The sequence below is a fragment of the Streptomyces sp. NPDC002088 genome (genome assembly GCF_040296605.1).
GTDB lineage: Bacteria > Actinomycetota > Actinomycetes > Streptomycetales > Streptomycetaceae > Streptomyces.
On record NZ_JBEOXO010000048.1, the window covers coordinates 19,816 to 40,469 of the forward strand.

Here is a 20,654-nt window from a genome sequence, read left to right on the forward strand (position 1 = left end):
TTATCGTCAGGCAGACGACTATGATCGCGGCATGCCCTACGACCCGTCAGCCTTTCCGCCCTTCGCCGTCACCGTGGACCTGGTCGTACTGACCGTGCGCCGCCACGCCCTGTGCGCGCTGGCGGTGCGCAGGGGGGAGCCGCCCTTCCAGGGGCGCTGGGCACTCCCGGGCGGCTTCGTGCGGGCCGACGAGGACCTGTCGCAGACCGCGGCACGCGAGCTTGCCGAGGAAACCGGACTGCACGCGCACGATCCGTCCCTCCCCGTCCAGGACAACGGCGCCCACCTGGAGCAGCTCGCGACGTACGGTGACCCCAAGCGCGACCCGCGGATGCGCGTGGTCAGTGTCGCCCACCTGGCGCTCGCCCCCGACCTGCCCGCGCCCCGGGCCGGTGGCGATGCCAGCAACGCGCGCTGGGCGCCCGTCGAGGAGTTGCTGCAGCAGGGCGGTTACGGCCGTGACGGCGAACCGGTCGCGCCGCTCGCCTTCGACCACGCCCAGATCCTCTCCGACGGGGTGGAGCGCGCCCGCTCCAAGATCGAGTACTCGTCGCTGGCCACGGCGTTCTGCCCCACCGAGTTCACCGTCGGCGAGCTGCGCCGTGTCTACGAGGCGGTGTGGGGCGTGGCGCTCGACCCGCGCAACTTCCACCGCAAGGTGACGGGCACGCCCGGCTTTCTGGTCCCCACCGGTGGTACCACCACGCGTCAGGGCGGCCGCCCGGCCCAACTCTTCCGCGCCGGCGGCGCCACATTGCTCAACCCCCCGATGCTCCGCCCCGAAGTCTGAGCTCAGCTGCCTCGGCGCGCCGGGTCCGCGGCGCGACGGAGTGCAAGGGACCGAGCCAATCGGTCGGCCGCCGTCGAAGCGTGCCGTGCGATGCCCGAAAAATCGGACATAGCGCGCTATCTTGCTTTGGGTGATCCAGGCCTTCGGACTGACCAGCAATCCCCGCAAGGACCTTCCGCCCGCGGTCGACGACGTCTCCTTCGAGGCGCGCGCGGGCCGCGTCACCACGCTGCTCGGAGCTGCGGGCGCGGGCAAGACCACGGCACTGAAACTCATGCTCGAACTTCAACAAGGCCGTGGTATCACCTACTTCAGAGGCCGCCCCCTGCACCGCATCGCCCACCCGTCGCGCGAGGTGGGCGTGCTGCTCGGAGACGTTCCGGGACACCCGGCCCGCACGGTCCGCGGCCACCTTCGCATGCTCTGTGCCGCCGCGGGAGTACCGGTACGAAGGGCCGACGAAGTCCTCGAGGTCGTCGGCCTGGTCAGCCTGCGAGACGAACACCTCGGCACCCTCTCGCGCGGCATGGACCGCCGCCTCGGTCTCGCCTGCGCCCTGCTCGCCGACCCGCACACCCTCGTGGTCGACGGCCCCGCTCAAGGGCTCACCGTCCGCGAGAGCCGATGGCTGTACGGAATGCTGCGCGCGCACGCCACCCAGGGCGGCACGGTCCTGTTCACCACCACCGACTCCAAGGAGGCCGCCCGCACCGCCGACCGGATCGTCACGCTCGAGCAGGGCAGAGTCGTCGCCGACCAGGAGGCCGTGGACTTCGCCCGGACCCGGCTTCGCCCCCGGGTCGCCGTTCGCAGCCCGCACGCCGCGCGCCTCGCCGCCCTCCTCGCCAAGGAGGCCCGCACCGCCCAGCGCTCAGTCGAAGTCGTCCAGGACGGCGGCAATCGTCTCTCCGTCTACGGCAGCACCTGCGCCGACGTCGGCGAGACCGCGTTCCGTCACGGCATCCTCGTACATCAACTCGCCGACGAGACCGGCGACATGGGGCCTGGTGCGGGGGCCGGGGCGTCCGACGAGCGGTTCGACGAGGGGGAGCTGTGGGCCGGGAGCCGTCGGGAGGAGAAACCCACGGTCAATACCGACAGCGCCACCGCCGCAGAAAACCCACGCACGCCCAGCGCGACTCGCAGTACCGACGCACGACACCCCCCGGCCGGCGAGCTGTCATCCGCCGAGGCGCTGCAGCGCCCAGCCGGCTCACCACTACGATCCACCGTCACACCGCCGGGTCCCCGTGCGGCGGCGGCCCGGGCCGACGAACAGACGCCCAGTGCCGTGGCGCCGCCGGGCACTCCCGCCGCACCGACCTCCGCCGACGTGCAGGCGACTGCTCCAGCCCCTCCAGTCCCCGCCGAGGTATCCCCGACTCCCGCTGCCGGGCCACACCTCCCCGAGGCATCACCGGCCCTCACCGAGACTCCCGCAGCCGACGAGGCCGGCCCGTCCGGGCGCCCAGTCGCTCGCCCCCCGCGGACACCGGGCACGCACGCCACGGCGCGCTCCCTTCCTCCCGCCGAGGCCGGCACGCTCGGCGCCCTGTCCGATCTCCCGCCCCCGATCTCCGTCCGCCCAGCCCCCAGCCCGTTGCGCCCCCTTCGCTACGAACTCCGCCGTGCCGCCGGCATCGGCACCGGGTTCCTCACGGCTGCCGCTGTGCTCGTCACCTCGGCCGTCGGCGCCGTACTCCTGGCTCGTATCGGTCACACCCCGCAGCCGCGGCTGTTGGTGGCCTGGCCGCGGGAGCTCCCGCTGCCGCCTGCGGCGCTCGGTGCCGGACTGCTCGGTGCGCTCGCCTTCGGGGACGAGTTCCGCCACCCCGCCCTGGCGGCGGACCGCGGCACCGTGCCCCGCCGGCTGGGGCTGCTCGCCGCCAAACTCCTCGTTTCCGCGGCCACCGCGCTGATGCTGGCCTTCCTCACCGTGGGCTGCGACGCCGAAGTGCTCTATGTCGTATACGGGCGGGAGCTCGCCCAGGTTCCCGCCGGCTGGTTCTCGCTGAGCGCCAGTTGGATCGGGCTCGTGGTCGGTTGCGCCTGGGCCGGGGTACTGGCCGCGGGCGTCTTCCGGTCCACCACCGCCGGGCTCGCCGCGGTGGTCGCCGTGCCGGTAGCCGTCGTACCGCTCGTACAAAAGGTCTTGGAAGGACCGTCCGTGCGGAGGGCGGCCGGCCTCTCCGTGCGGCTGCGCGAGGTGTATCTGCTGCAGTGGCCGTTCGGGGGAGAGCGCTATTTGGCGGGCGCGGCCCGGGTGATCGCCCAACCTGTTGGTGGCGCGCTGACGTTGTCGCTCACCGCTCTGCTCTGCGCATATCTGCTCACGACCCTGCGTAGCAGGGCCCGATGACACCCGTCCGCACGCTTCAATGCCCGGCCTGCACACAACTCCCCGGAGAACGCTCATTTCTTTCCGATAAGGCGTCAATTGCGGCGGCGTGAGCGATCACCCTTTCGTGTGCTTTTCACCAAAGACCTCAAGGGAGTTGGAGACGGCGCCGACAAAGGATCCGTGAGTACCCTTGCGCACACCATGATGACCGCCGCCCGCTCCGCAGACTCCGGCCTCGTCGGCCCGGGCGAACTCGACCGCTATCCCTTCGCCGAGGCCTCTGTCGCCGACCGCGTCGGAGCCCCCGTGTGGGAGGGCGCAGACCCGGAGCTGGGTCGCGTGGGCCGACGCGCCGCGGGCAGCCGCGGGCGCGGGCTGCACGGCCAACTTGTTCAGCAGCTGGGCCAGATGATCGTCTCCGGTGACCTGGGCGCCGACCGTCCGCTGGTGCCGGAGGAGATCGGCCAGCGCTTCGAGGTCTCCCGGACCGTCGTCCGCGAGTCGCTCCGGGTCCTGGAGGCCAAGGGCCTGGTCAGTGCCCGCCCGAACGTGGGCACACGCGTGCGCCCCGTCAGTGACTGGAACCTCCTGGACCCGGACATCATTGAGTGGCGGGCCTTCGGACCGCAGCGTGACGACCAGCGCCGCGAGCTCAGCGAGCTGCGCTGGACGATCGAGCCCCTCGCCGCCCGGCTCGCTGCCGGACACGGACGCGAGGACATCCAGCAGCGGCTGGCCGACATGGTCGAGATCATGGGCCATGCCATGGGACAGGGCGACGCGCTCACCTTCTCCCGGGCCGACGCCGAGTTCCACTCGCTGCTCATCCAGGTTGCGGGCAACCGAATGCTGGAGCACCTCTCCGGGATCGTGTCCGCCGCCCTCCAGGTCTCCGGCGGTCCGGTCGCGGGCTGTGAGCGGCCGAACGAGGCGTCCCTGGCGCATCACGGCAGGATCGTCGACGCCCTCGCCGCCGGCGACGGTGCGGCGGCCGAGACGGCCATGCGTCACCTTCTCACTGTCCACCCCGAGGTGGAGCGCGTGGTGCCCGCGCCACGCGAGCACTGACTGCGCACCACGGGTGGCCCGGCCGGAGATGTCTCCCCCCTCCTGTGACATCGCCCGGTCGACGCACCGTCCCCCGCCGGACCCCGCAGGAGCCTCCGGTTCCTGCGGGGTCCGGCGGTGCGACGAGGCGGTGACTGCATCGGAGCGGTCCCGACCGGCGATGCGGGTGACCTCATCTGTCAGGATTTGACCGCTTTTGAGCGATTACGGGGTGTGACTCGGGCCACGCAGATTGGGCGTAACGCTCGTGGAGACAACGCGATGACCTAAGAGGTGACAGTCGTGGAGGGAATACGGACGCCATTTGTGGCGCTGTGCTTCCTCCCGGCCCCCGCCCGCGCCGTCGGCCCATCTCCAAGGCCGGTGGTCGGCTCCCGTCGATCATGGACGGGGCCGGAAGCCGTTTTCCAACGTTCCGAGAGGTTGTTCGTGTCGGCCAGCACATCCCGTACGCTCCCGCCGGAGATCGTCGAATCCGTCTCTGTCATGGCGCTCATTGAGCGGGGAAAGGCTGAGGGGCAGATCGCCGGCGATGACGTGCGTCGGGCCTTCGAAGCTGACCAGATTCCGGCCACTCAGTGGAAGAACGTACTGCGCAGCCTCAACCAGATCCTCGAGGAAGAGGGTGTGACGCTGATGGTCAGTGCCGCGGAGCCCAAGCGCACCCGAAAGAGCGTCGCAGCGAAGAGTCCGGTCAAGCGCACCGCGACCAGGACGGTCGCGGCGAAGACCGTGACCACCAGGAAGGCCACCGCCACCCCGGCGGCCCCCGCCGACCCTGCCGGTGCCGATTCCGCCGACGAAGCCGCGATCGCCAAGAAGGCCGCGGCCAAGAAGGCGACCGCCAAGAAGACTGTGGCGAAGAAGACGACCGCTGTCGCCAAGAAGACGGCGGCCAAGAAGACCAGCGCCAAGAAGGACGACGCCGAGCTGGTCGAGGACGAGGCGCTCGAGGAGGTCAAGGGCGGCGCCGAGGAGCCCGAGGGCACCGAGAGCGCCGGCTTCGTGCTCTCCGACGAGGACGAGGACGACGCGCCCGCCCAGCAGGTCGCGGCCGCCGGTGCCACCGCCGACCCGGTCAAGGACTACCTCAAGCAGATCGGCAAGGTCCCCCTCCTCAACGCCGAGCAGGAGGTCGAGCTCGCCAAGCGCATCGAGGCGGGCCTGTTCGCCGAGGACAAGCTGGCCAACGCCGACAAGCTGGCGCCGAAGCTCAAGCGCGAGCTGGAGATCATCGCCGAGGACGGCCGCCGCGCCAAGAACCACCTCCTGGAGGCCAACCTCCGTCTGGTGGTCTCCCTGGCCAAGCGCTACACCGGCCGCGGCATGCTCTTCCTGGACCTTATCCAGGAGGGCAACCTCGGTCTCATCCGCGCGGTGGAGAAGTTCGACTACACCAAGGGCTACAAGTTCTCCACGTACGCCACCTGGTGGATCCGTCAGGCGATCACCCGCGCCATGGCCGACCAGGCCCGCACCATCCGTATCCCGGTGCACATGGTCGAGGTCATCAACAAGCTCGCACGCGTGCAGCGCCAGATGCTCCAGGACCTGGGTCGCGAGCCCACCCCGGAGGAGCTGGCCAAGGAACTCGACATGACCCCGGAGAAGGTCATCGAGGTCCAGAAGTACGGCCGCGAGCCCATCTCCCTGCACACCCCGCTCGGCGAGGACGGCGACAGCGAGTTCGGTGACCTCATCGAGGACTCCGAAGCCGTTGTCCCGGCCGACGCGGTCAGCTTCACGCTCCTGCAGGAGCAGCTGCACTCCGTCCTGGACACGCTCTCCGAGCGCGAGGCGGGCGTCGTCTCCATGCGCTTCGGTCTCACCGACGGTCAGCCGAAGACCCTCGACGAGATCGGCAAGGTGTACGGCGTCACGCGCGAGCGCATCCGTCAGATCGAGTCCAAGACGATGTCCAAGCTGCGTCACCCGTCGCGTTCCCAGGTACTGCGCGACTACCTCGACTAGGCCGTAGTCGTACGACGCCGAAGGCCCGGTTTCCCGCGAGGGGACCGGGCCTTCGTGTGTGCGTGCGGGTGCGCGCCGCAACGCTCTGGATCACTCTGGGTCTCCGATGAACACTGCAGAGTGAGGAGCGTGCATGTGCCGTCCTTTTGTCCGGGCCCTGACCCGGCCCCTGGTACTGGCAGCCGTGGCGGCGGTCATACCACTGGTGTCCGCCGCCCCCGTGGCCGCCGACAGCATCGTTGTCGGCGGTTTCCCTGTCGACGTGTCCAGCAGTCCGTGGACGGTTGCACTGTCCAGCCGTGACCGGTTCGGGGGTACGCGGGCGGGCCAGTTCTGCGGCGGTGTGGCGGTCGGCCCGACCACTGTGCTCACTGCCGCCCACTGCCTCAGTGAGGAGGTCCTGGGAGCACCGCCGCACCGTGCGAGCGACCTCAAGGTCATCGCGGGCCGTACCGACCTGCTCTCGCCCCAGGGCCAGGAGATCGTCGTACGTGACACCTGGGTGAATCCGAACTACGACAGTTTCAGTAACGCAGGGGACTTCGCCGTGCTGACCCTTGCGGCGCCCCTGCCGACTGGCTCTGTCATCGGGATGGCGGCCGCGGGTGATCCCGTCTACGAACCCGGAACGGCCGCCACAGTCTACGGATGGGGTGACATCACCGGGGCCGGCGACTACGTGCGCAGCCTACGGGCGGCGCGCGTGCATGTGCTGCCTGATGCTCTGTGCGAGCGCGCCTATCCGGACGGTGCCGACAGCGCGTATCTCGCCGCGACCATGCTGTGTGCCGGTGAGGTCAGTGGCGGCCGCGACGCCTGTCAGGGGGACAGCGGCGGGCCACTGGTGGCCGCGGGGAAGCTGATCGGGCTCGTGTCGTGGGGGAGCGGCTGTGGGGAGCGGGGGAGCCCCGGCGTCTACACGCGCGCGTCCGACGTCGTACGAGCGCTCGGCAAAGCCGACGCCCGTCCCGCCGTGGCGCGAGGGTCGTAGGAGCCCTTCTGGCGGCAGCTGAGCACCGCTACGACACGAGCGAACACGGAACGGATCCCTTATGGGACCGCTCACCGTGCCCGCCGCCCCGAACGCAGCGTTTACGAGGCGGGCGGCCGCCCCCGAGTGCGGGGCGGCCGCCCGTGCGCCGGTCTGTGCCGGGGCTGGCTCGTCGTGGATCCGAAGCGTCAGCGTTCCTCGTCTGAGGAGGATTCGGGAACGGACGTCAGCCGCTCCGTCTCGTCCTGTATCTCAGCGGCGATCTTCTTGAGTTCCGGCTCGAACTTGCGGCCATGGTGGGCGCAGAAGAGCAGTTCTCCGCCGCTCAGCAGGACGACGCGCAGGTATGCCTGGGCGCCGCAGCGGTCGCAGCGATCAGCGGCCGTCAGTGGGCTCGCGGGGGTCAGAACAGTAGTCACGTCGCCTCTTCTCTAGCTCGACGAGCTGTCGTACCAGGGTCAACATCCAACCAGCCCCAAAACGTTCCCGCTCGTGGCTTTTCCTCGAAAAAATCTTCCGAGGCGGCAGGTTGCTGCCGGTTTGGCGGCGAAGGTGCCGTATTGCGTGTCTGTCGGCTTACGGTTTCGCACTGTCGGTCATGGTCGGCGCCCTCCCGGCTGGGTTGCCGGTTTGTTCATGAGGACGTGCCCGGAGCCTAAATGGTTCATGCCTCGAAGGGAACGTGATATGTACTTCACTCCAACGAGGGATCGAACACGCATACGACTCTGGACTAGTCTGAGTTCAGAAGAGGGTGGCGTTACAACGGCTCTACCAGGCCTCGGTACCCTCTTGGCGGTGACCCAAGCCGCGCCCTTACCCAGAAGGGCCCCTTTCAAAATTCAGCGAGGAGCGAACCGCGTGACCGCCGAAACGTCCGTGCCGTCCACAGCGCTGCTGGCAGGAGCAGACCGGGACGGTTCCAACTACACCGCGCGGCACCTGCTCGTCCTCGAGGGGCTCGAGGCCGTACGCAAGCGCCCGGGTATGTATATCGGCTCGACCGACAGTCGCGGTCTGATGCACTGTCTGTGGGAGATCATCGACAACTCCGTGGATGAGGCCCTCGGTGGCCACTGCGACCACATCGACGTGATCCTGCACGACGACGGCTCGGTGGAGGTGCGGGACAACGGCCGAGGCATCCCGGTCGACGTCGAGCCCAAGACCGGCCTGTCCGGCGTCGAGGTCGTCATGACCAAGCTGCATGCCGGCGGCAAGTTCGGTGGCGGCTCGTACGCGGCCTCCGGCGGTCTGCACGGCGTCGGTGCCTCCGTGGTGAACGCCCTGTCGGCCCGGCTGGACGTCGAGGTGGACCGTAGCGGCCACACCCACGCGATCAGTTTCCGGCGCGGTGTTCCCGGTGCGTTCGCCGCTGAGGGCCCGGATGCCGAGTTCGACGCCACCGGCGGCCTGCGCAAGGCCAAGAGGATCCCGAAGACACGCACCGGCACACGTGTGCGGTACTGGGCCGACCGGCAGATCTTCCTCAAGGACGCCAAGCTCTCTCTGGAGAACCTCCACCAGCGCGCTCGCCAGACCGCGTTCCTGGTGCCCGGCCTGACCATCGTCGTCCGCGACGAGTACGGCCTGGGCGAGGGCGGCAGCAAGGGCGAGGAGTCCTTCCGCTTCGATGGCGGCATCAGCGAGTTCTGCGAGTACCTGGCCACCGACAAGGCCGTCTGCGACGTCCTCCGCTTCACCGGACAGGGCACCTTCAAGGAGACGGTCCCGGTCCTGGACGACCACGGTCAGATGACCCCGACCGAGGTCACCCGGGAGCTCGGCGTCGATGTCGCGCTGCGGTGGGGAACCGGCTACGACACGACACTCAGGTCGTTCGTCAACATCATCGCCACCCCCAAGGGCGGTACCCACGTCGCCGGCTTCGAGCAGGCCGTCGCCAAGACGATGAACGAAGTCCTGCGCGCAAAGAAGCTGCTGCGTGTCGCCGAGGACGACGTCGTCAAGGACGACGCCCTGGAAGGCCTGACCGCCGTCGTCACCGTCCGCCTCGCCGAGCCGCAGTTCGAGGGCCAGACCAAGGAGGTCCTCGGCACGTCAGCGGCCCGCCGCATCGTGAACACCGTGATCTCCAAGGAGCTCAAGGCCTTCCTGACCTCCACGAAGCGCGACGCCGCGGCCCAGGCCCGCGTAGTCCTGGAGAAGGCCGTCGCCGCCGCCCGTACGCGCATCGCGGCGCGCCAGCACAAGGACGCGCAGCGCCGCAAGACGGCCCTGGAATCCTCCTCGCTGCCCGCCAAGCTCGCCGACTGCCGCAGCGACGACGTCGACCGCAGTGAGCTGTTCATCGTCGAGGGGGACTCCGCGCTCGGCACCGCCAAGCTCGCCCGGAACTCCGAGTTCCAGGCGCTCCTGCCGATCCGCGGCAAGATTCTCAACGTTCAGAAGTCGTCCGTGACGGACATGCTCAAGAACGCCGAGTGCGGCGCGATCATCCAGGTCATAGGAGCGGGGTCCGGCCGGACCTTCGACATCGAAGCGGCCCGCTACGGCAAGATCATCATGATGACCGACGCCGACGTGGACGGCTCCCACATCCGCACCTTGCTGCTGACCCTGTTCCACCGCTATATGCGTCCCATGGTCGAGGCGGGCCGGGTGTTCGCCGCGGTGCCGCCGCTGCACCGGATCGAGCTGACCCAGCCGAAGAAGGGCCAGGACAAGTACATCTACACGTACTCGGACCGTGAGCTGCGCGACAAGCTCATGGAGCTCCAGAGCAAGGGCACCCGGTACAAGGACTCCATCCAGCGCTACAAGGGTCTGGGTGAGATGGACGCCGACCAGCTGGCCGAGACGACCATGGACCCGCGCCACCGCACCCTGCGCCGCATCAACCTCTCCGACCTGGAGGCCGCGGAGCAGGTCTTCGACCTGCTGATGGGCAACGACGTGGCGCCCCGCAAGGAGTTCATCTCGAGCTCGGCGGCGACACTGGACCGGTCGCGCATCGACGCGTAGCCATTGCGCTTGGCTTGGTCCGGGGGTCGTCTTGGATCGGATCCGGCTCGGGTCGGGTGGCGGTTTGGGCGGTGGTGGCGTTCGGGCTAGGGCGGGGTGCCGCCTTGGGAAGGTTCGGGGCATCCCGGCGGCTTGTCCGGGGGTTCGTGGTGACGCTGAAGGTGCCGACACGGCGGAGGAGGCAGCGACGAAGCCCGCGCGGGTCGTGGTCGCGGACGATCCGACCGTCGTCCGGGAGGGCATCGTGATGCTGCTGGGGCTGCTGCCCGGGATCGAGGTCGTCGGCGCCGCGGCGGACGGGGGCGAGGCGGTGAAGCTGGTGGCCGAACTCGCCCCGGACGTGGTGCTGATGGACTTGCGCATGCCGCGCTGCGACGGGGTGGAGGCGACCCGGCGCATCCGGTCGGAGCATCCCGGGACGCAGGTGGTGGTCCTTACGACCTATGCGGACGACGACTCGCTGTTTCCGGCACTGAGGGCAGGTGCCCGCGGTTACCTCACGAAGGACGCCGGAGGCGACGAGATCGTGCGGGCCGTGCACAGTGTGCTGTCCGGGGAGGCAGGGCCGGCGCCGAGCATCCAACGGCGGCTGCTGGAGCGTTTGTCGGCCACTGCATGTCTCCACCGCGACTGTGAAGACCCACATCAACAACCTGTTCGCCAAGACCGGCCTCAAGGGCCGTGCACACGCGGTGCGTTACGCGTATGCGAAGGGAGTGGTTCGGCCGCCAGCGGGGTGAGTCACCTGATGGAGTGAAGAGCAGGAAGAAGAAGAGTCAGGGATCTTCCCGTTCTGTCCATGCTTGGGCATGCAGTCAAGCAACGGCCGCCCGCGCGGAGACGAGGGCGGCCCCGAGAGTCCGGACGAGAACTACGAGCGGCTTGCTCCGGCCCCCGCGGGAGCACCGGTAGTCCCGCCTTACGACGACCCCTGGTACGACGCCCTCGCCTCGGGCTGGGGTGAGGCGGCCGCCGCGCACACACCAGTGGCCCCCGTTCCACAGGCACGCCGCGTGCAGGAGGACGGGGCGGTGGCTGCGGCCGGCATCTACCTCGAGGTGCAGCGGAGCGCGGCCTTCCAGGAGGTGCGCAGTCGGTACCGGAGGTTCGTGCTGCCGGCGGTCGCCGTCTTCTTCAGCTGGTACGTGGGGTACGTGGTGACCGCGACGACCGCACCCGGCTTCATGGCGCGGCCCGTGGCGGGGGCCGTGAACGTGGCGATGCTCGCCGGGCTCGGCCAGTTCCTCACCACGTTCCTGCTCACCTGGGCCTACGCCCGCCATGCGCGGCTGCGCAGGGACCGGGCCGCGCTCGAACTGCGCTGGGACACCCAGGAACTGACACGCGGAGTCAGAGGCGGTGCCTCGTGACGGGCAATCACCAGACGTTTGCACTGCTGCTGTTCAGTGGGTTCATCGCCGTCACACTCGGGATCACGACTTGGGTGAGCCGCCATCGGCACGGTTCGGCGGAGGAGTTCTATGCGGGCGGTCGGCTCTTCTCACCCATGGAGAATGGTTTTGCCATCGCGGGTGACTACATGTCGGCCGCTTCCTTCCTCGGTATCTCCGGCCTCATCGCGCTGTTCGGCTACGACGGTCTGCTCTACTCGGTGGGCTTCCTCGTAGCCTGGCTGGTCGTGCTGTTCCTGGTCGCGGAACTGGTGCGCAACTGCGGCCGGTTCACGCTCGCCGACGTGGTCGCGGCGCGTATGAGGGAGCGGCCGGTGCGGATCGCGGTGGGAACTTCCTCGGTCACAGTGTCCGTTCTCTATCTGGTGGCGCAGATGGTGGGCGCGGGCAGCCTGGTCGCACTGCTCCTCGGACGGACGGATGAGGCAGCACAGGCCTGGACCGTCATCGGCGTCGGCGCACTCATGGTGATCTATGTGTCGTTGGGAGGGATGCGGGCCACCACGTGGATCCAGATCGTCAAGGCGGTCCTGATGCTCGGGGGCACCGTCGTGCTGACCGCCCTCGTCCTGGCGCGTTTCCACGGGAACTTCGACCGGCTGCTGCTCACGGCGGCGGAACGCAGCGGCCATGGGGATGCGTTCCTGGCGCCCGGACTGAAGTACGGCGGTGACTGGACCGCGCGTTTCGACTTCATGAGCCTGGGGCTGGCACTCGTACTCGGTACGGCCGGGCTGCCGCACATCCTGTCCCGCTTCTACACCGTGCCCACGGCACGGGCCGCACGGCGCTCGGTCGTGTGGTCGATCGGGCTCATCGGCGGCTTCTATCTGATGACGATCGTCCTCGGGTTCGGAGCGGCCGCGATCGTGGGACCGGATGCCGTGCGGGCGTCGAACGCGGCCGGGAACACGGCGGTCCCGCTGCTGGCGCTCGACCTGGGCGGTGGAGCGGACTCGACGGGAGGAACCATTCTCTTTGCGATCGTTGCCGCCATCGCCTTCGCCACGATCCTTGCGGTGGTCGCCGGGATCACGCTCGCGTCCTCGGCGTCCGTGGCACACGACCTGTATGCATCACTGCGGCGCCGGCGAGCGGATCCGTACAGCGAGGTGGCTGTGGCGCGGGCCGCTGCGGTCGGCATCGGTGTGGTCGCGATCGCCCTGGGCCTGTTGGCCCGTGACTTCAACGTTGCGTTCCTCGTAGGGCTCGCCTTTGCCGTCGCCGCGTCCGCAAATCTGCCGGTGCTGCTCTACTCGCTGTTCTGGCGCGGTTTCACCACGCGCGGCGCCGTATGGGCCGTGTACGGCGGGCTGATTCCGGCGCTGGTGCTCGTCGTGCTGTCGCCGGTGGTGTCGGGCGGTCCGGAATCGCTGTTTCCGGGCGTCGACTTCCAGTACTTCCCGTTGCAGAACCCCGGGCTCGTCTCGATCCCGCTGGGCTTCGTCGCGGGCTGGCTCGGCACGGTCACCTCGGCCGAGCTGCCGGACGAGGCCAAGCACGCCGAGACCGAGGTGCGGTCGCTGACGGGAGCGGGGGCCGCATAGCCGCACAGGGGCGGCTCCCGCACCGCCGTACGGCCGCTTCGCTGTCGTACGCGCTGTCTCCGTCGACGTACCCGCTGCCCCTGTCGTGGTACGGCTGCTGCCGTCGGCCGTACGCCTACGGCGCCACCCATGCGTAGCGGTGCTCCGGGCGGCCGGTGTCGCCGTATCTGAGGGTGAGGCGGAGGCGGCCGGCCTGTTCCAGATGGCGGAGGTAGCGCTGGGCCGTGGAGCGGCTCAGGCCGGTCTCGGCGGCGACCTCGTGGGCGGACAGGGGGTGGTTCGCGCGGTGCAGTACGGCGCAGATCAGGTCCGTCGTCGGCTCCGAGTGGCCGCTCGGCAGCCCCGGTGACGACGGCACCGGGGCCGTGCGCAGGGCACCGAAGATCCGGTCGACCTGCTCCTGGCCGGCGATGCCGCGGCCCCCGACGCGGTCGACGGTGCGGCGCAGGGCCGCGTAGGAGTCCAGGCGGGTGCGCAGCGCGGCGAAGGTGAACGGTTTCACGAGGTAGTGCAGGGCGCCGAGGCGCATCGCGGCCTGCACGGTCGTCACATCACTGGCCGCCGTGATCATGATGACGTCGGTGCCGTGCCCCTGTTCCCGCATGCGGTGGACGAGCTGGAGGCCTGTCCGGTCCGGTAGGTAGTGGTCGAGCAGCACCAGGTCGATGGCGCCGTGCTCGACAGCGGCCAGGGCCTGGGCGGCGCTGTGCGCGCGGGCGGCGACCCGGAAGCCGGGAACCTTTCCCACGTACTTGGCGTTGATCTCGGCGACACGGAAGTCGTCGTCCACGACCAGGACGTCAATCATTGGCCCTCTTTTCCTCAAGGCCAGGCGGGCGCGTTAAGCCCGTGTTTCGGCTCCGCAGTTCTAGCGCGAGCAAAACGAGCACAACAGGCTCTTGCGAGCAAAAGAACGGCTAGCGCTCAGAAGACTGCTGCTGTGGCGCGGGCCACACCTACGGTCCTCGGCCATGAGCGCAGACACCAGCCCCGCCATCGAGCTACGGGGCGCGAGCAAGATCTTCAGGACCCCGTCGGGGGGTCTGCACACGGCCGTCAGGGAACTGGACCTCACGGTCGGGCGTGGCGAGTTCGTGGCGGTCGTCGGCCCCACGGGCTGCGGCAAGTCCACCACGCTGACCCTGGTCAGCGGCCTGGAAGAGCCCACCGAGGGCGAAGTTCTGGTCTCCGGCGAGCCGGTTCGCGGCGTGGGCGGCAAGGTCGGTTTCGTCTTCCAGCAGGACGCCACCTTCCCCTGGCGCACCGTCCTGTCCAATGTGATGGCCGGCCCGCGCTTCCGCGGCGTGCCCAAGGCGGAGGCCAAGCAGAAGGCGCGCGAATGGCTGGCCCGGGTCGGGCTCGCCGCCTTCGAGGACCGCTACCCGCACCAGCTCTCCGGTGGTCAGCGCAAGCGCGTCGCCCTCGCCGCGACCTTCGTCAACGATCCCGAGATCCTGCTGATGGACGAGCCCTTCTCGGCGCTCGACGTGCAGACCCGGGCCCTGATGTCGGACGAGTTGCTGGAGCTGTGGGAGGGCACGGGTGCCTCCGTCGTCTTCGTCACCCATGATCTGGAGGAGTCCATCGCCCTGGCCGACAAAGTCGTCGTGATGACGGCCGGGCCCGCCACCGTCAAGCAGGTCTTCGACATCGACCTGCCGCGGCCGCGCAAGGTCGAGTCGGTGCGCCTCGAGCCGCGGTTCATCGAGATCTACCGCGAGATCTGGGAGTCGCTCGGCGAAGAGGTCCGCATCACCCGCGAGAGGGGTGCCGCCCATGTCGCCTGAGATCCTGCCCGAGGCCTCGGTGGCACTGACCATGACCGAACCCGGCAACAAGACGAACCGCGCCCACTCACGCGCGCGTGCCGCCCGCAGACGCAAGATCGTTGTAGCAGCCGCCCGCGCCCTGCTTCTGATCGCCGTCCTCGGTCTGTGGGAGGTTCTCTCCCGGACCAAGGCCATCGATCCGTTCAACTTCTCGATGCCCTCGAAGATCTGGGACCAGATCTACACCTGGGTGACCCATGGGACCGCGCTCGGATCCCTGGGCGAACAGATCTGGTACACGCTCTACGAGGCGCTGCTCGGCTGGGTCTTCGGAGTGGTCGGCGGTGTCGTGTGCGGCATCGCCCTCGGCAGGATCACCTTCCTCGCCGATGTCCTTGGTCCATACATCAAGGTGCTCAACTCCATACCGAGGATCGTCCTCGCTCCGATCTTCGTGATCTGGTTCGGACTCGGCCCCGCATCCAAGGTCGCGTCGGCCGTCGTCCTGGTCTTCTTCCCGGTGTTCTTCAACGCCTTCCAGGGCGCCCGCGAGGTCGACCGCAACCTGGTGGCCAACGCCCGGATCCTCGGCGCGAGCGACCGCCGGGTGACCCTTCAGGTGGTCATCCCGTCCGCCACCTCGTGGATCTTCACCAGCCTCCACGTCAGCTTCGGCTTCGCTCTCATCGGCGCCATCGTCGGCGAGTACATCGGCGCGACCAAGGGCATCGGCCTGCTCGTAGCCCAGTCCCAGGGGACCTTCAACGCGGCCGGTGTGTACGCCGCGATGGTCATCCTCGCTGTCGTCGCGCTCGTCGCCGAGGGACTGCTGACCTTCGCCGAGCGCCGCATCTTCCGGTGGAAGCCGTCGGACTCCGACGACTGAGCCCCTCTTCGACGCCTCCTCTCCTGCTCCTCCTCTTCCCCCCGCACCGCCTTCTCACAAGGACGTGAACCGCCATGCGCAAGACCGCCAGATACGCCGCCCTGGCAGCCGCCGGCCTGCTCGGCCTCTCCTCCCTCACCGCCTGCGCCAACGACGCCGCCAGCACCGCGTCCTCCGGTTCCGGCAGCAAGGGTGACGGAAAGGGCGAGAAGGTCAAGATCATGGTCGGTGGCCTGGACAAGGTCATCTACCTGCCGGCGATGCTCACGCAGCGGCTCGGCTACTTCGACGCCGAGGGCCTCGACGTGGAGCTGCTGAGCGAGCCCGCCGGCGTGCAGGCCGAGACCGCGCTCGTCTCCGGCCAGGTCCAGGGAGCGGTCGGCTTCTACGACCACACCCTCGACCTTCAGGTGAAGGGCAAGGCCGTGGAGTCCGTAGTGCAGTTCTCACACGCGCCCGGCGAGGTGGAGATCGTCTCCACCAAGGCCGCCGGCGACATCACCTCGCCCCAGGACTTCAAGGGCAAGAAGCTCGGCGTCACCGGCCTGGGTTCCTCGACCGACTTCCTCACCAAGTACCTCGCGGTCAAGAACGGTGTGAAGGTCAGCGAGTTCACGCCGGTCGCCGTGGGTGCGGGGCCCACCTTCATCTCGGCGCTCCAGCAGGGTGCCATCGATGGCGGTATGACGACCGACCCGACCGTCGCCACGATCCTGGACAAGAAGGCGGGCAAGATCCTCCTCGACATGCGGACGCCCGAGGGCTCGCAGGAGGCGCTCGGCGGCCCGTACCCGTCGTCCAGTCTGTACATGCAGACCGACTGGGTGAACGGCCACAAGGACACTGTCCAGAAGTTGGCCAATGCATTCGTCAAGACGCTCAAGTGGATGTCCACCCACAGCGCCTCCGAGATCGCCGACAAGATGCCCGCCGACTATTCCCAGGGCAACAAGACGCTCTACGCGGAGGCCATCAAGAGCACGCTGCCGATGTTCACCGAGGACGGCGTGATGCCCGCCAACGGACCCGAGACGGTTGAGAAGGTGCTCAAGGCGTTCAACCCCAACATCCAGAACGCGGACGTGGACCTGAGCAAGACGTACACGACCGAGTTCGTCGAGAAGACGGCGGGCTGACATACCAACAGGGGGAGGGCACGGTTCCTTCCCCCGCCCCCACGGGCCGTGCCCTCAGGCGCGGGTCGCCCACACGTAACGGTGTTCCGGGCGGCCCGCGTCGCCGTACTTGAGGGTCAGTCTGGCCCGGCCCGTGCGCTCCAGGAGCTTCAGATAGCGCTGGGCGGTCTGGCGGCTCACCCCGGTCCGGTCGGCGATCTCCTGGGCCGACAGGGGGCCCTCGGCGTTCATCAGGGACTGGCGTACCAGCTCCGCGGTGGTCGGGGAGTGTCCCTTGGGCAGCCCGGGCTCCGAATGCGCGGACAGCGCGCCGAAGATGCGGTCCACATCGGCCTGTTCCGCCTCGCCGCCGCCGTCGAGGGTGCGGCGCAGCTCCGCGTAAGCCTCCAGCTTGGCGCGCAGGCCGGCGAAGGCGAACGGCTTGACCAGGTACTGCAGCGCGCCCTGCCGCATCGCCGCCTGCACCGTCGAGACGTCCCGTGCCGCCGTCACCATGATCACGTCGGTCTGGTGGCCGCGTCGGCGCATCTCCTGGACGACATCCAGCCCGGTCTCGTCGGGCAGGTAGTGGTCCAGCAGGACCAGGTCCAGCCGGGGCAGCGCCTCCAGCTGACGCAGCGCGTCGGCCGCGCTGTGCGCCTCGCCGGCGACGTGGAACCCCGGCACCTTCTCGACGTAGGCGGCATTGACCCGGGCGACCCTGGTGTCGTCGTCCACGACCAGGACCTCGATCACAGCGACTCCTCCTCGACTGCGGACTGCGCGGGCCCGCTGAGGGCGGGTTCCAGGTCCGGCTCGGCCAGCGCCTCGGGCAGGACGACGGTGAACTCCGCGCCCCCGCCGTCCGCCTCGCTCACCGTCGCCCTGCCGCCCTGCCGCTCGGCGAGCCTGCGCACCAGGGAGAGACCGATTCCGCGCTTCCCGTGCACGGGCGGCTTCTTCGTGGACCATCCCTCGGTGAAGACCAGTTCCCGTTGTTCCGCCGGGATTCCGGGTCCCGTGTCCCGTACCCGGAGGACGGCGGTACTGCCCTCGGCGCGCAGTTCGACCTCCACGCGCGCGTGCGGTGTGCCCGCGACGGCGTCCAGTGCGTTGTCCACCAGGTTGCCGACGACCGTGACCAGCCCCCTGGGATCGATCAGCCGGTCCGGCAGCCGGGTGCGGTCCGAGACCCACAGGGCGACGCCGCGCTCGGCCGCGACGGTCGCCTTGCCGACCAGCAGCGCCGCGAGCAGCGGGTCCCTGATCTTCTCGGTGACCTGTTCCGCGGTGGCGCGGTGGTCACCGACGACCTCTCCGACGAACTCCACGGCGTCGTCGAACATCTCCAGCTCGAGCAGCCCGAGCAGTGTGTGCATCCGGTTGGCGTGCTCGTGGTCCTGGGCGCGCAGCGCGTCGATCAGGCCGCGCGTGGAGTCGAGTTCCCGGCCGAGCTGCTCCAGCTCGGTGCGGTCACGCAAGGTGGCGACGGCGCCGCCGTCGTCGGTGGGCATGCGGTTGGCGACCAGGACGCGCTGACCGCGGACGGTGAGCAGGTCGGTGCCGGTCACCCGGCCGGCCAGGACGTCCGCCGTACGTCCCTCACCGAAGGCCTCGTCCGGAGAGCGGCCGACGATCTCCTCGCCGATGTCCAGCAGGCGCTGCGCCTCGTCGTTCAGGAGGCGTATGCGGCCGGTGCGGTCCAAGGCGACGACACCCTCCCGTATGCCGTGCAGCATCGCCTCGCGTTCCGCGAGCAGCCCTGAGATGTCCGAGAAGGCCAGGTCCCGGGTCTGCCGCTGGACCCGCCGGGAGAGCAGCCAGGCCGCCAGCGCACCGACGGCGAGGGCGCCACCGGCGTACGCGAACAATCCCGGGATGGCGTGGATCAGCCGTGCCCGCACGCTGTCGTACTCGATACCCACCGACACCGCACCGATGATCTCGCCGTCGCCGTTCCGCAGGGGCACCTTGCCGCGGGCCGAGCGTCCCAGGGTGCCGCTGTCGATCTCCATGACGTCCTTGCCGGCCAGGGCCTCGCTGGGGTCGGTCGAGACGATGCCGCCGACCTGCGCGGGGTCCCTGTGCGACCAGCGCACGCGCTCCTTGTTCATCACCACGACGTACTCGGCCCCGCTGGCCTTCCGGATCCGCTCCGCCTCCCGCTGCACCGGCCCGTCGACCGACGGAGACGTGCTCTCGAGGTCCTTGGCGATCTGTGGCTGGGCGGCGGTGGTCTGCGCGATCGCGAGCGCGCGGCGCATCGCCTGGTCGTCCAGCTGGTCGCTGAGCGGTGCGAGGAACAGTCCGGTCGCGAGTACCGCGACTCCCGCGGCGATCGCCACCTGCATCAGCAGGACCTGCGAGAACACACGGCGGGGCATTCCCAGGCGCAGGCGGCGTGCGGGGGGAGTGGGGCTCATACCCATGACGGTACGTGGGCGCGCGGCGCTTGCGGCAGGGGAGTGGCGTGGATCTCTTGACCAGCGCTTGGGAAAGCGGGGAGGGGGAGTGGCAGCAGGGGCCGCCACGTGGCGGCCCCTTGTAAAGCCGCCATCCGGTACCGGCATCTTCGGCGCGGCCGCCTCCGACGGCTCGCGTCGGTTCGGCCGTCTCCCGGTACGGCCGCGAAACGTCAGCTCGCCAGCGCCGCCGCCAGTTCGCGCACCGCCACCACGTCCATGCGGGCCGGTGCGCCCAGGACCGACGTCCCGCAGCTCTCCGGGCGGGGCGGCAGAGAGGCGCCCTGGGCCACGATGACCCGCCAGTGGCGGCCGTCGGCGTGTGCGACGGTCACCTCCCAGCGTGGCGCGGCACCGTCCGTCCGTACGACGCTCAGCGCGCCCGCCGCGTTTTCGCCCGCCGCTGTGCGTACGGCCAGCTCGGCCGCCTGTCCGGGCCGCTCCCAGGCGGAACTCCCACGGCACCCCTCCACGACGATCCGGCCCTCCTGGACGCCGTGCAGGATCTCCTTGACAGCGTGGGCCTCGACCCGTCCGTACGCGTATCCGTGCGGGAGGACGAGCACCGTCGGCGAGAAGCGATGACCACCCAGATGGGTGACCTCCCAGACGCCCTCCACTCCGGAGCCGGCGAGTTCCGCCGCGAGGGGGCGGCCGAGCAGGGCGCAGCAGCGGTCGCGCTTGCCGTTGGTGCAGACGAGTGCGAGCGGGTCGCCGGTGTGGGGCCGACCTTGCAAGGCGGCGCCGAAGGTCCGGTGGTCACCGCTGCCGAGGGCGGCGAAGTCCAGGTCCAGCAGGCGCTCCGGGGCGGTGGTCGTGGCGCTGTGGAGCCACACGTTTCCGGGCGTGGTGTGGGCCGCGTACACCTGCCGTGTGCGAGGCGTGCCCAAGTCGGCGTGGCGGCCCGGGCGGCGGATGAGGGCGATGCGTACGCCCGTGTCCTGCGTCGCCGCTGCCAGGGCGCGGCCGAGTGCCGGATCCAAGTGGCTCGAAGTGAGCGCCTTGGCACCCCACGGACCCGGCTGTTCCAGCAGGAGCCAGGTTCTCGCAGTGGCCGCGGTTCCGGAAATGGGCTCGTCGAGGTCCCGCGAGACGGTCGCGCACGTACTCACAGAGGTGAGCCTAACCTGACTTGGCGCTGGGTGACTTCCGGCCGCGCCTGTGTCCTGCTCCTCGCCGTGTGCTCTACCAGGTTCATCGGCAGGGCTCCGCCGTTTACGGCGGGGTGTAGCCGATCTGGTCGTAGCGGCGCGGAGCGCCGCAGGGTCCGGTTTGTCCATGAGCCGACGCGGAGCGTCGGGGCTGCTTCGCGGCGGA

16 protein-coding genes and 1 pseudogene are annotated in these 20,654 nt (G+C 69.5%); 12 read left to right on the top strand and 5 right to left on the bottom strand.

Annotated features, from left to right (window positions below; all coding sequences use genetic code 11):
- Positions 1-31: 31 nt before the first annotated feature.
- From ABT114_RS47615 to ABT114_RS47635, 5 genes are all read left to right on the top strand, one after another.
- Positions 32-790: an NUDIX hydrolase gene (locus ABT114_RS47615; protein ID WP_351152877.1), complete on the top strand. Its 759-nt coding sequence runs from the start codon at positions 32-34 to the stop codon at positions 788-790.
- A gap of 130 nt (positions 791-920) precedes the next feature.
- Positions 921-3,149: an ABC transporter ATP-binding protein gene (locus ABT114_RS47620; protein ID WP_351152880.1), complete on the top strand. Its 2,229-nt coding sequence runs from the start codon at positions 921-923 to the stop codon at positions 3,147-3,149.
- Between the two features lie 162 nt (positions 3,150-3,311).
- Positions 3,312-4,199: a FadR/GntR family transcriptional regulator gene (locus ABT114_RS47625; protein ID WP_351152883.1), complete on the top strand. Its 888-nt coding sequence runs from the start codon at positions 3,312-3,314 to the stop codon at positions 4,197-4,199.
- Positions 4,200-4,628: 429 nt separating this feature from the next.
- On the top strand, positions 4,629-6,170 hold the full coding sequence (locus ABT114_RS47630; RefSeq protein WP_351152885.1) for an RNA polymerase sigma factor: 1,542 nt from the start codon (positions 4,629-4,631) through the stop codon (positions 6,168-6,170).
- 133 nt (positions 6,171-6,303) lie between these two features.
- Positions 6,304-7,161: a S1 family peptidase gene (locus ABT114_RS47635; RefSeq protein ID WP_351152888.1), complete on the top strand. Its 858-nt coding sequence runs from the start codon at positions 6,304-6,306 to the stop codon at positions 7,159-7,161.
- Between the two features lie 188 nt (positions 7,162-7,349).
- On the opposite strand, the gene ABT114_RS47640 is transcribed toward ABT114_RS47635, so the two are convergent.
- Entirely contained in the window at positions 7,350-7,580 is a 231-nt protein-coding gene (locus tag ABT114_RS47640; protein WP_351152891.1) for a DUF7455 domain-containing protein, read from the bottom strand.
- Positions 7,581-8,022: 442 nt separating this feature from the next.
- Here ABT114_RS47640 and ABT114_RS47645 point away from each other — a divergent pair, with 442 nt between their 5' ends.
- From ABT114_RS47645 to ABT114_RS47660, 4 genes and pseudogenes are all read left to right on the top strand, one after another.
- The gene (locus ABT114_RS47645) at positions 8,023-10,146 is read left to right on the top strand and encodes a DNA gyrase/topoisomerase IV subunit B (protein ID WP_351152894.1); all 2,124 of its coding nucleotides are present in this window, start codon (positions 8,023-8,025) and stop codon (positions 10,144-10,146) included.
- Between the two features lie 205 nt (positions 10,147-10,351).
- Positions 10,352-10,886 (top strand): annotated as a pseudogene (locus ABT114_RS47650) (response regulator transcription factor).
- 69 nt (positions 10,887-10,955) lie between these two features.
- Positions 10,956-11,516, top strand: coding sequence for a DUF485 domain-containing protein (locus tag ABT114_RS47655; RefSeq protein ID WP_351152897.1), 561 nt, complete (start codon positions 10,956-10,958; stop codon positions 11,514-11,516).
- Positions 11,513-13,105, top strand: coding sequence for a monocarboxylic acid transporter (locus ABT114_RS47660; protein WP_351152900.1), 1,593 nt, complete (start codon positions 11,513-11,515; stop codon positions 13,103-13,105). Before ABT114_RS47655 ends, ABT114_RS47660 begins: the two co-directional genes overlap by 4 nt.
- Positions 13,106-13,220: 115 nt before the next feature.
- Here ABT114_RS47660 and ABT114_RS47665 read toward each other — a convergent pair whose 3' ends face one another.
- Positions 13,221-13,913, bottom strand: a complete 693-nt coding sequence (locus ABT114_RS47665) for a response regulator (RefSeq protein ID WP_351152902.1) — start codon at positions 13,911-13,913, stop codon at positions 13,221-13,223.
- 163 nt (positions 13,914-14,076) lie between these two features.
- Here ABT114_RS47665 and ABT114_RS47670 point away from each other — a divergent pair, with 163 nt between their 5' ends.
- The 3 genes from ABT114_RS47670 (at position 14,077) to ABT114_RS47680 (ending at position 16,896) form a co-directional block, all read left to right on the top strand.
- Positions 14,077-14,892 carry an ABC transporter ATP-binding protein gene (locus ABT114_RS47670; RefSeq protein ID WP_351152905.1) on the top strand — a complete coding sequence of 272 codons (816 nt, stop codon included), beginning with the start codon at positions 14,077-14,079 and terminating at the stop codon, positions 14,890-14,892.
- Positions 14,882-15,760, top strand: coding sequence for an ABC transporter permease (locus ABT114_RS47675; RefSeq protein WP_351152908.1), 879 nt, complete (start codon positions 14,882-14,884; stop codon positions 15,758-15,760). Before ABT114_RS47670 ends, ABT114_RS47675 begins: the two co-directional genes overlap by 11 nt.
- A gap of 74 nt (positions 15,761-15,834) precedes the next feature.
- On the top strand, positions 15,835-16,896 hold the full coding sequence (locus tag ABT114_RS47680) for an ABC transporter substrate-binding protein (RefSeq protein ID WP_351152910.1): 1,062 nt from the start codon (positions 15,835-15,837) through the stop codon (positions 16,894-16,896).
- A gap of 54 nt (positions 16,897-16,950) precedes the next feature.
- On the opposite strand, the gene ABT114_RS47685 is transcribed toward ABT114_RS47680, so the two are convergent.
- From ABT114_RS47685 to ABT114_RS47695, 3 genes are all read right to left on the bottom strand, one after another.
- On the bottom strand, positions 16,951-17,631 hold the full coding sequence (locus tag ABT114_RS47685) for a response regulator (RefSeq protein WP_351152913.1): 681 nt from the start codon (positions 17,629-17,631) through the stop codon (positions 16,951-16,953).
- On the bottom strand, positions 17,628-19,298 hold the full coding sequence (locus tag ABT114_RS47690) for a sensor histidine kinase (protein ID WP_351152916.1): 1,671 nt from the start codon (positions 19,296-19,298) through the stop codon (positions 17,628-17,630). Before ABT114_RS47690 ends, ABT114_RS47685 begins: the two co-directional genes overlap by 4 nt.
- 212 nt (positions 19,299-19,510) lie before the next feature.
- Complete coding sequence (locus tag ABT114_RS47695) at positions 19,511-20,449, bottom strand: ferredoxin family protein (protein WP_351152919.1); 939 nt, start codon at positions 20,447-20,449, stop codon at positions 19,511-19,513.
- Between the last annotated feature and the right edge of the window lie 205 nt (positions 20,450-20,654).

Excerpts from the sequence above, each read along its gene's own strand:
- ABT114_RS47615 (WP_351152877.1), top strand. The coding sequence starts at position 32 with ATGCCCTACGACCCGTCAGCCTTTCCGCCCTTCGCCGTCACCGTGGAC.
- ABT114_RS47635 (WP_351152888.1), top strand. The coding sequence starts at position 6,304 with ATGTGCCGTCCTTTTGTCCGGGCCCTGACCCGGCCCCTGGTACTGGCA.
- ABT114_RS47655 (WP_351152897.1), top strand. The coding sequence starts at position 10,956 with ATGCAGTCAAGCAACGGCCGCCCGCGCGGAGACGAGGGCGGCCCCGAG.
- ABT114_RS47665 (WP_351152902.1), bottom strand. The coding sequence starts at position 13,913 with ATGATTGACGTCCTGGTCGTGGACGACGACTTCCGTGTCGCCGAGATC.
- ABT114_RS47670 (WP_351152905.1), top strand. The coding sequence starts at position 14,077 with ATGAGCGCAGACACCAGCCCCGCCATCGAGCTACGGGGCGCGAGCAAG.
- ABT114_RS47675 (WP_351152908.1), top strand. The coding sequence starts at position 14,882 with ATGTCGCCTGAGATCCTGCCCGAGGCCTCGGTGGCACTGACCATGACC.
- ABT114_RS47680 (WP_351152910.1), top strand. The coding sequence starts at position 15,835 with ATGCGCAAGACCGCCAGATACGCCGCCCTGGCAGCCGCCGGCCTGCTC.
- ABT114_RS47690 (WP_351152916.1), bottom strand. The coding sequence starts at position 19,298 with ATGAGCCCCACTCCCCCCGCACGCCGCCTGCGCCTGGGAATGCCCCGC.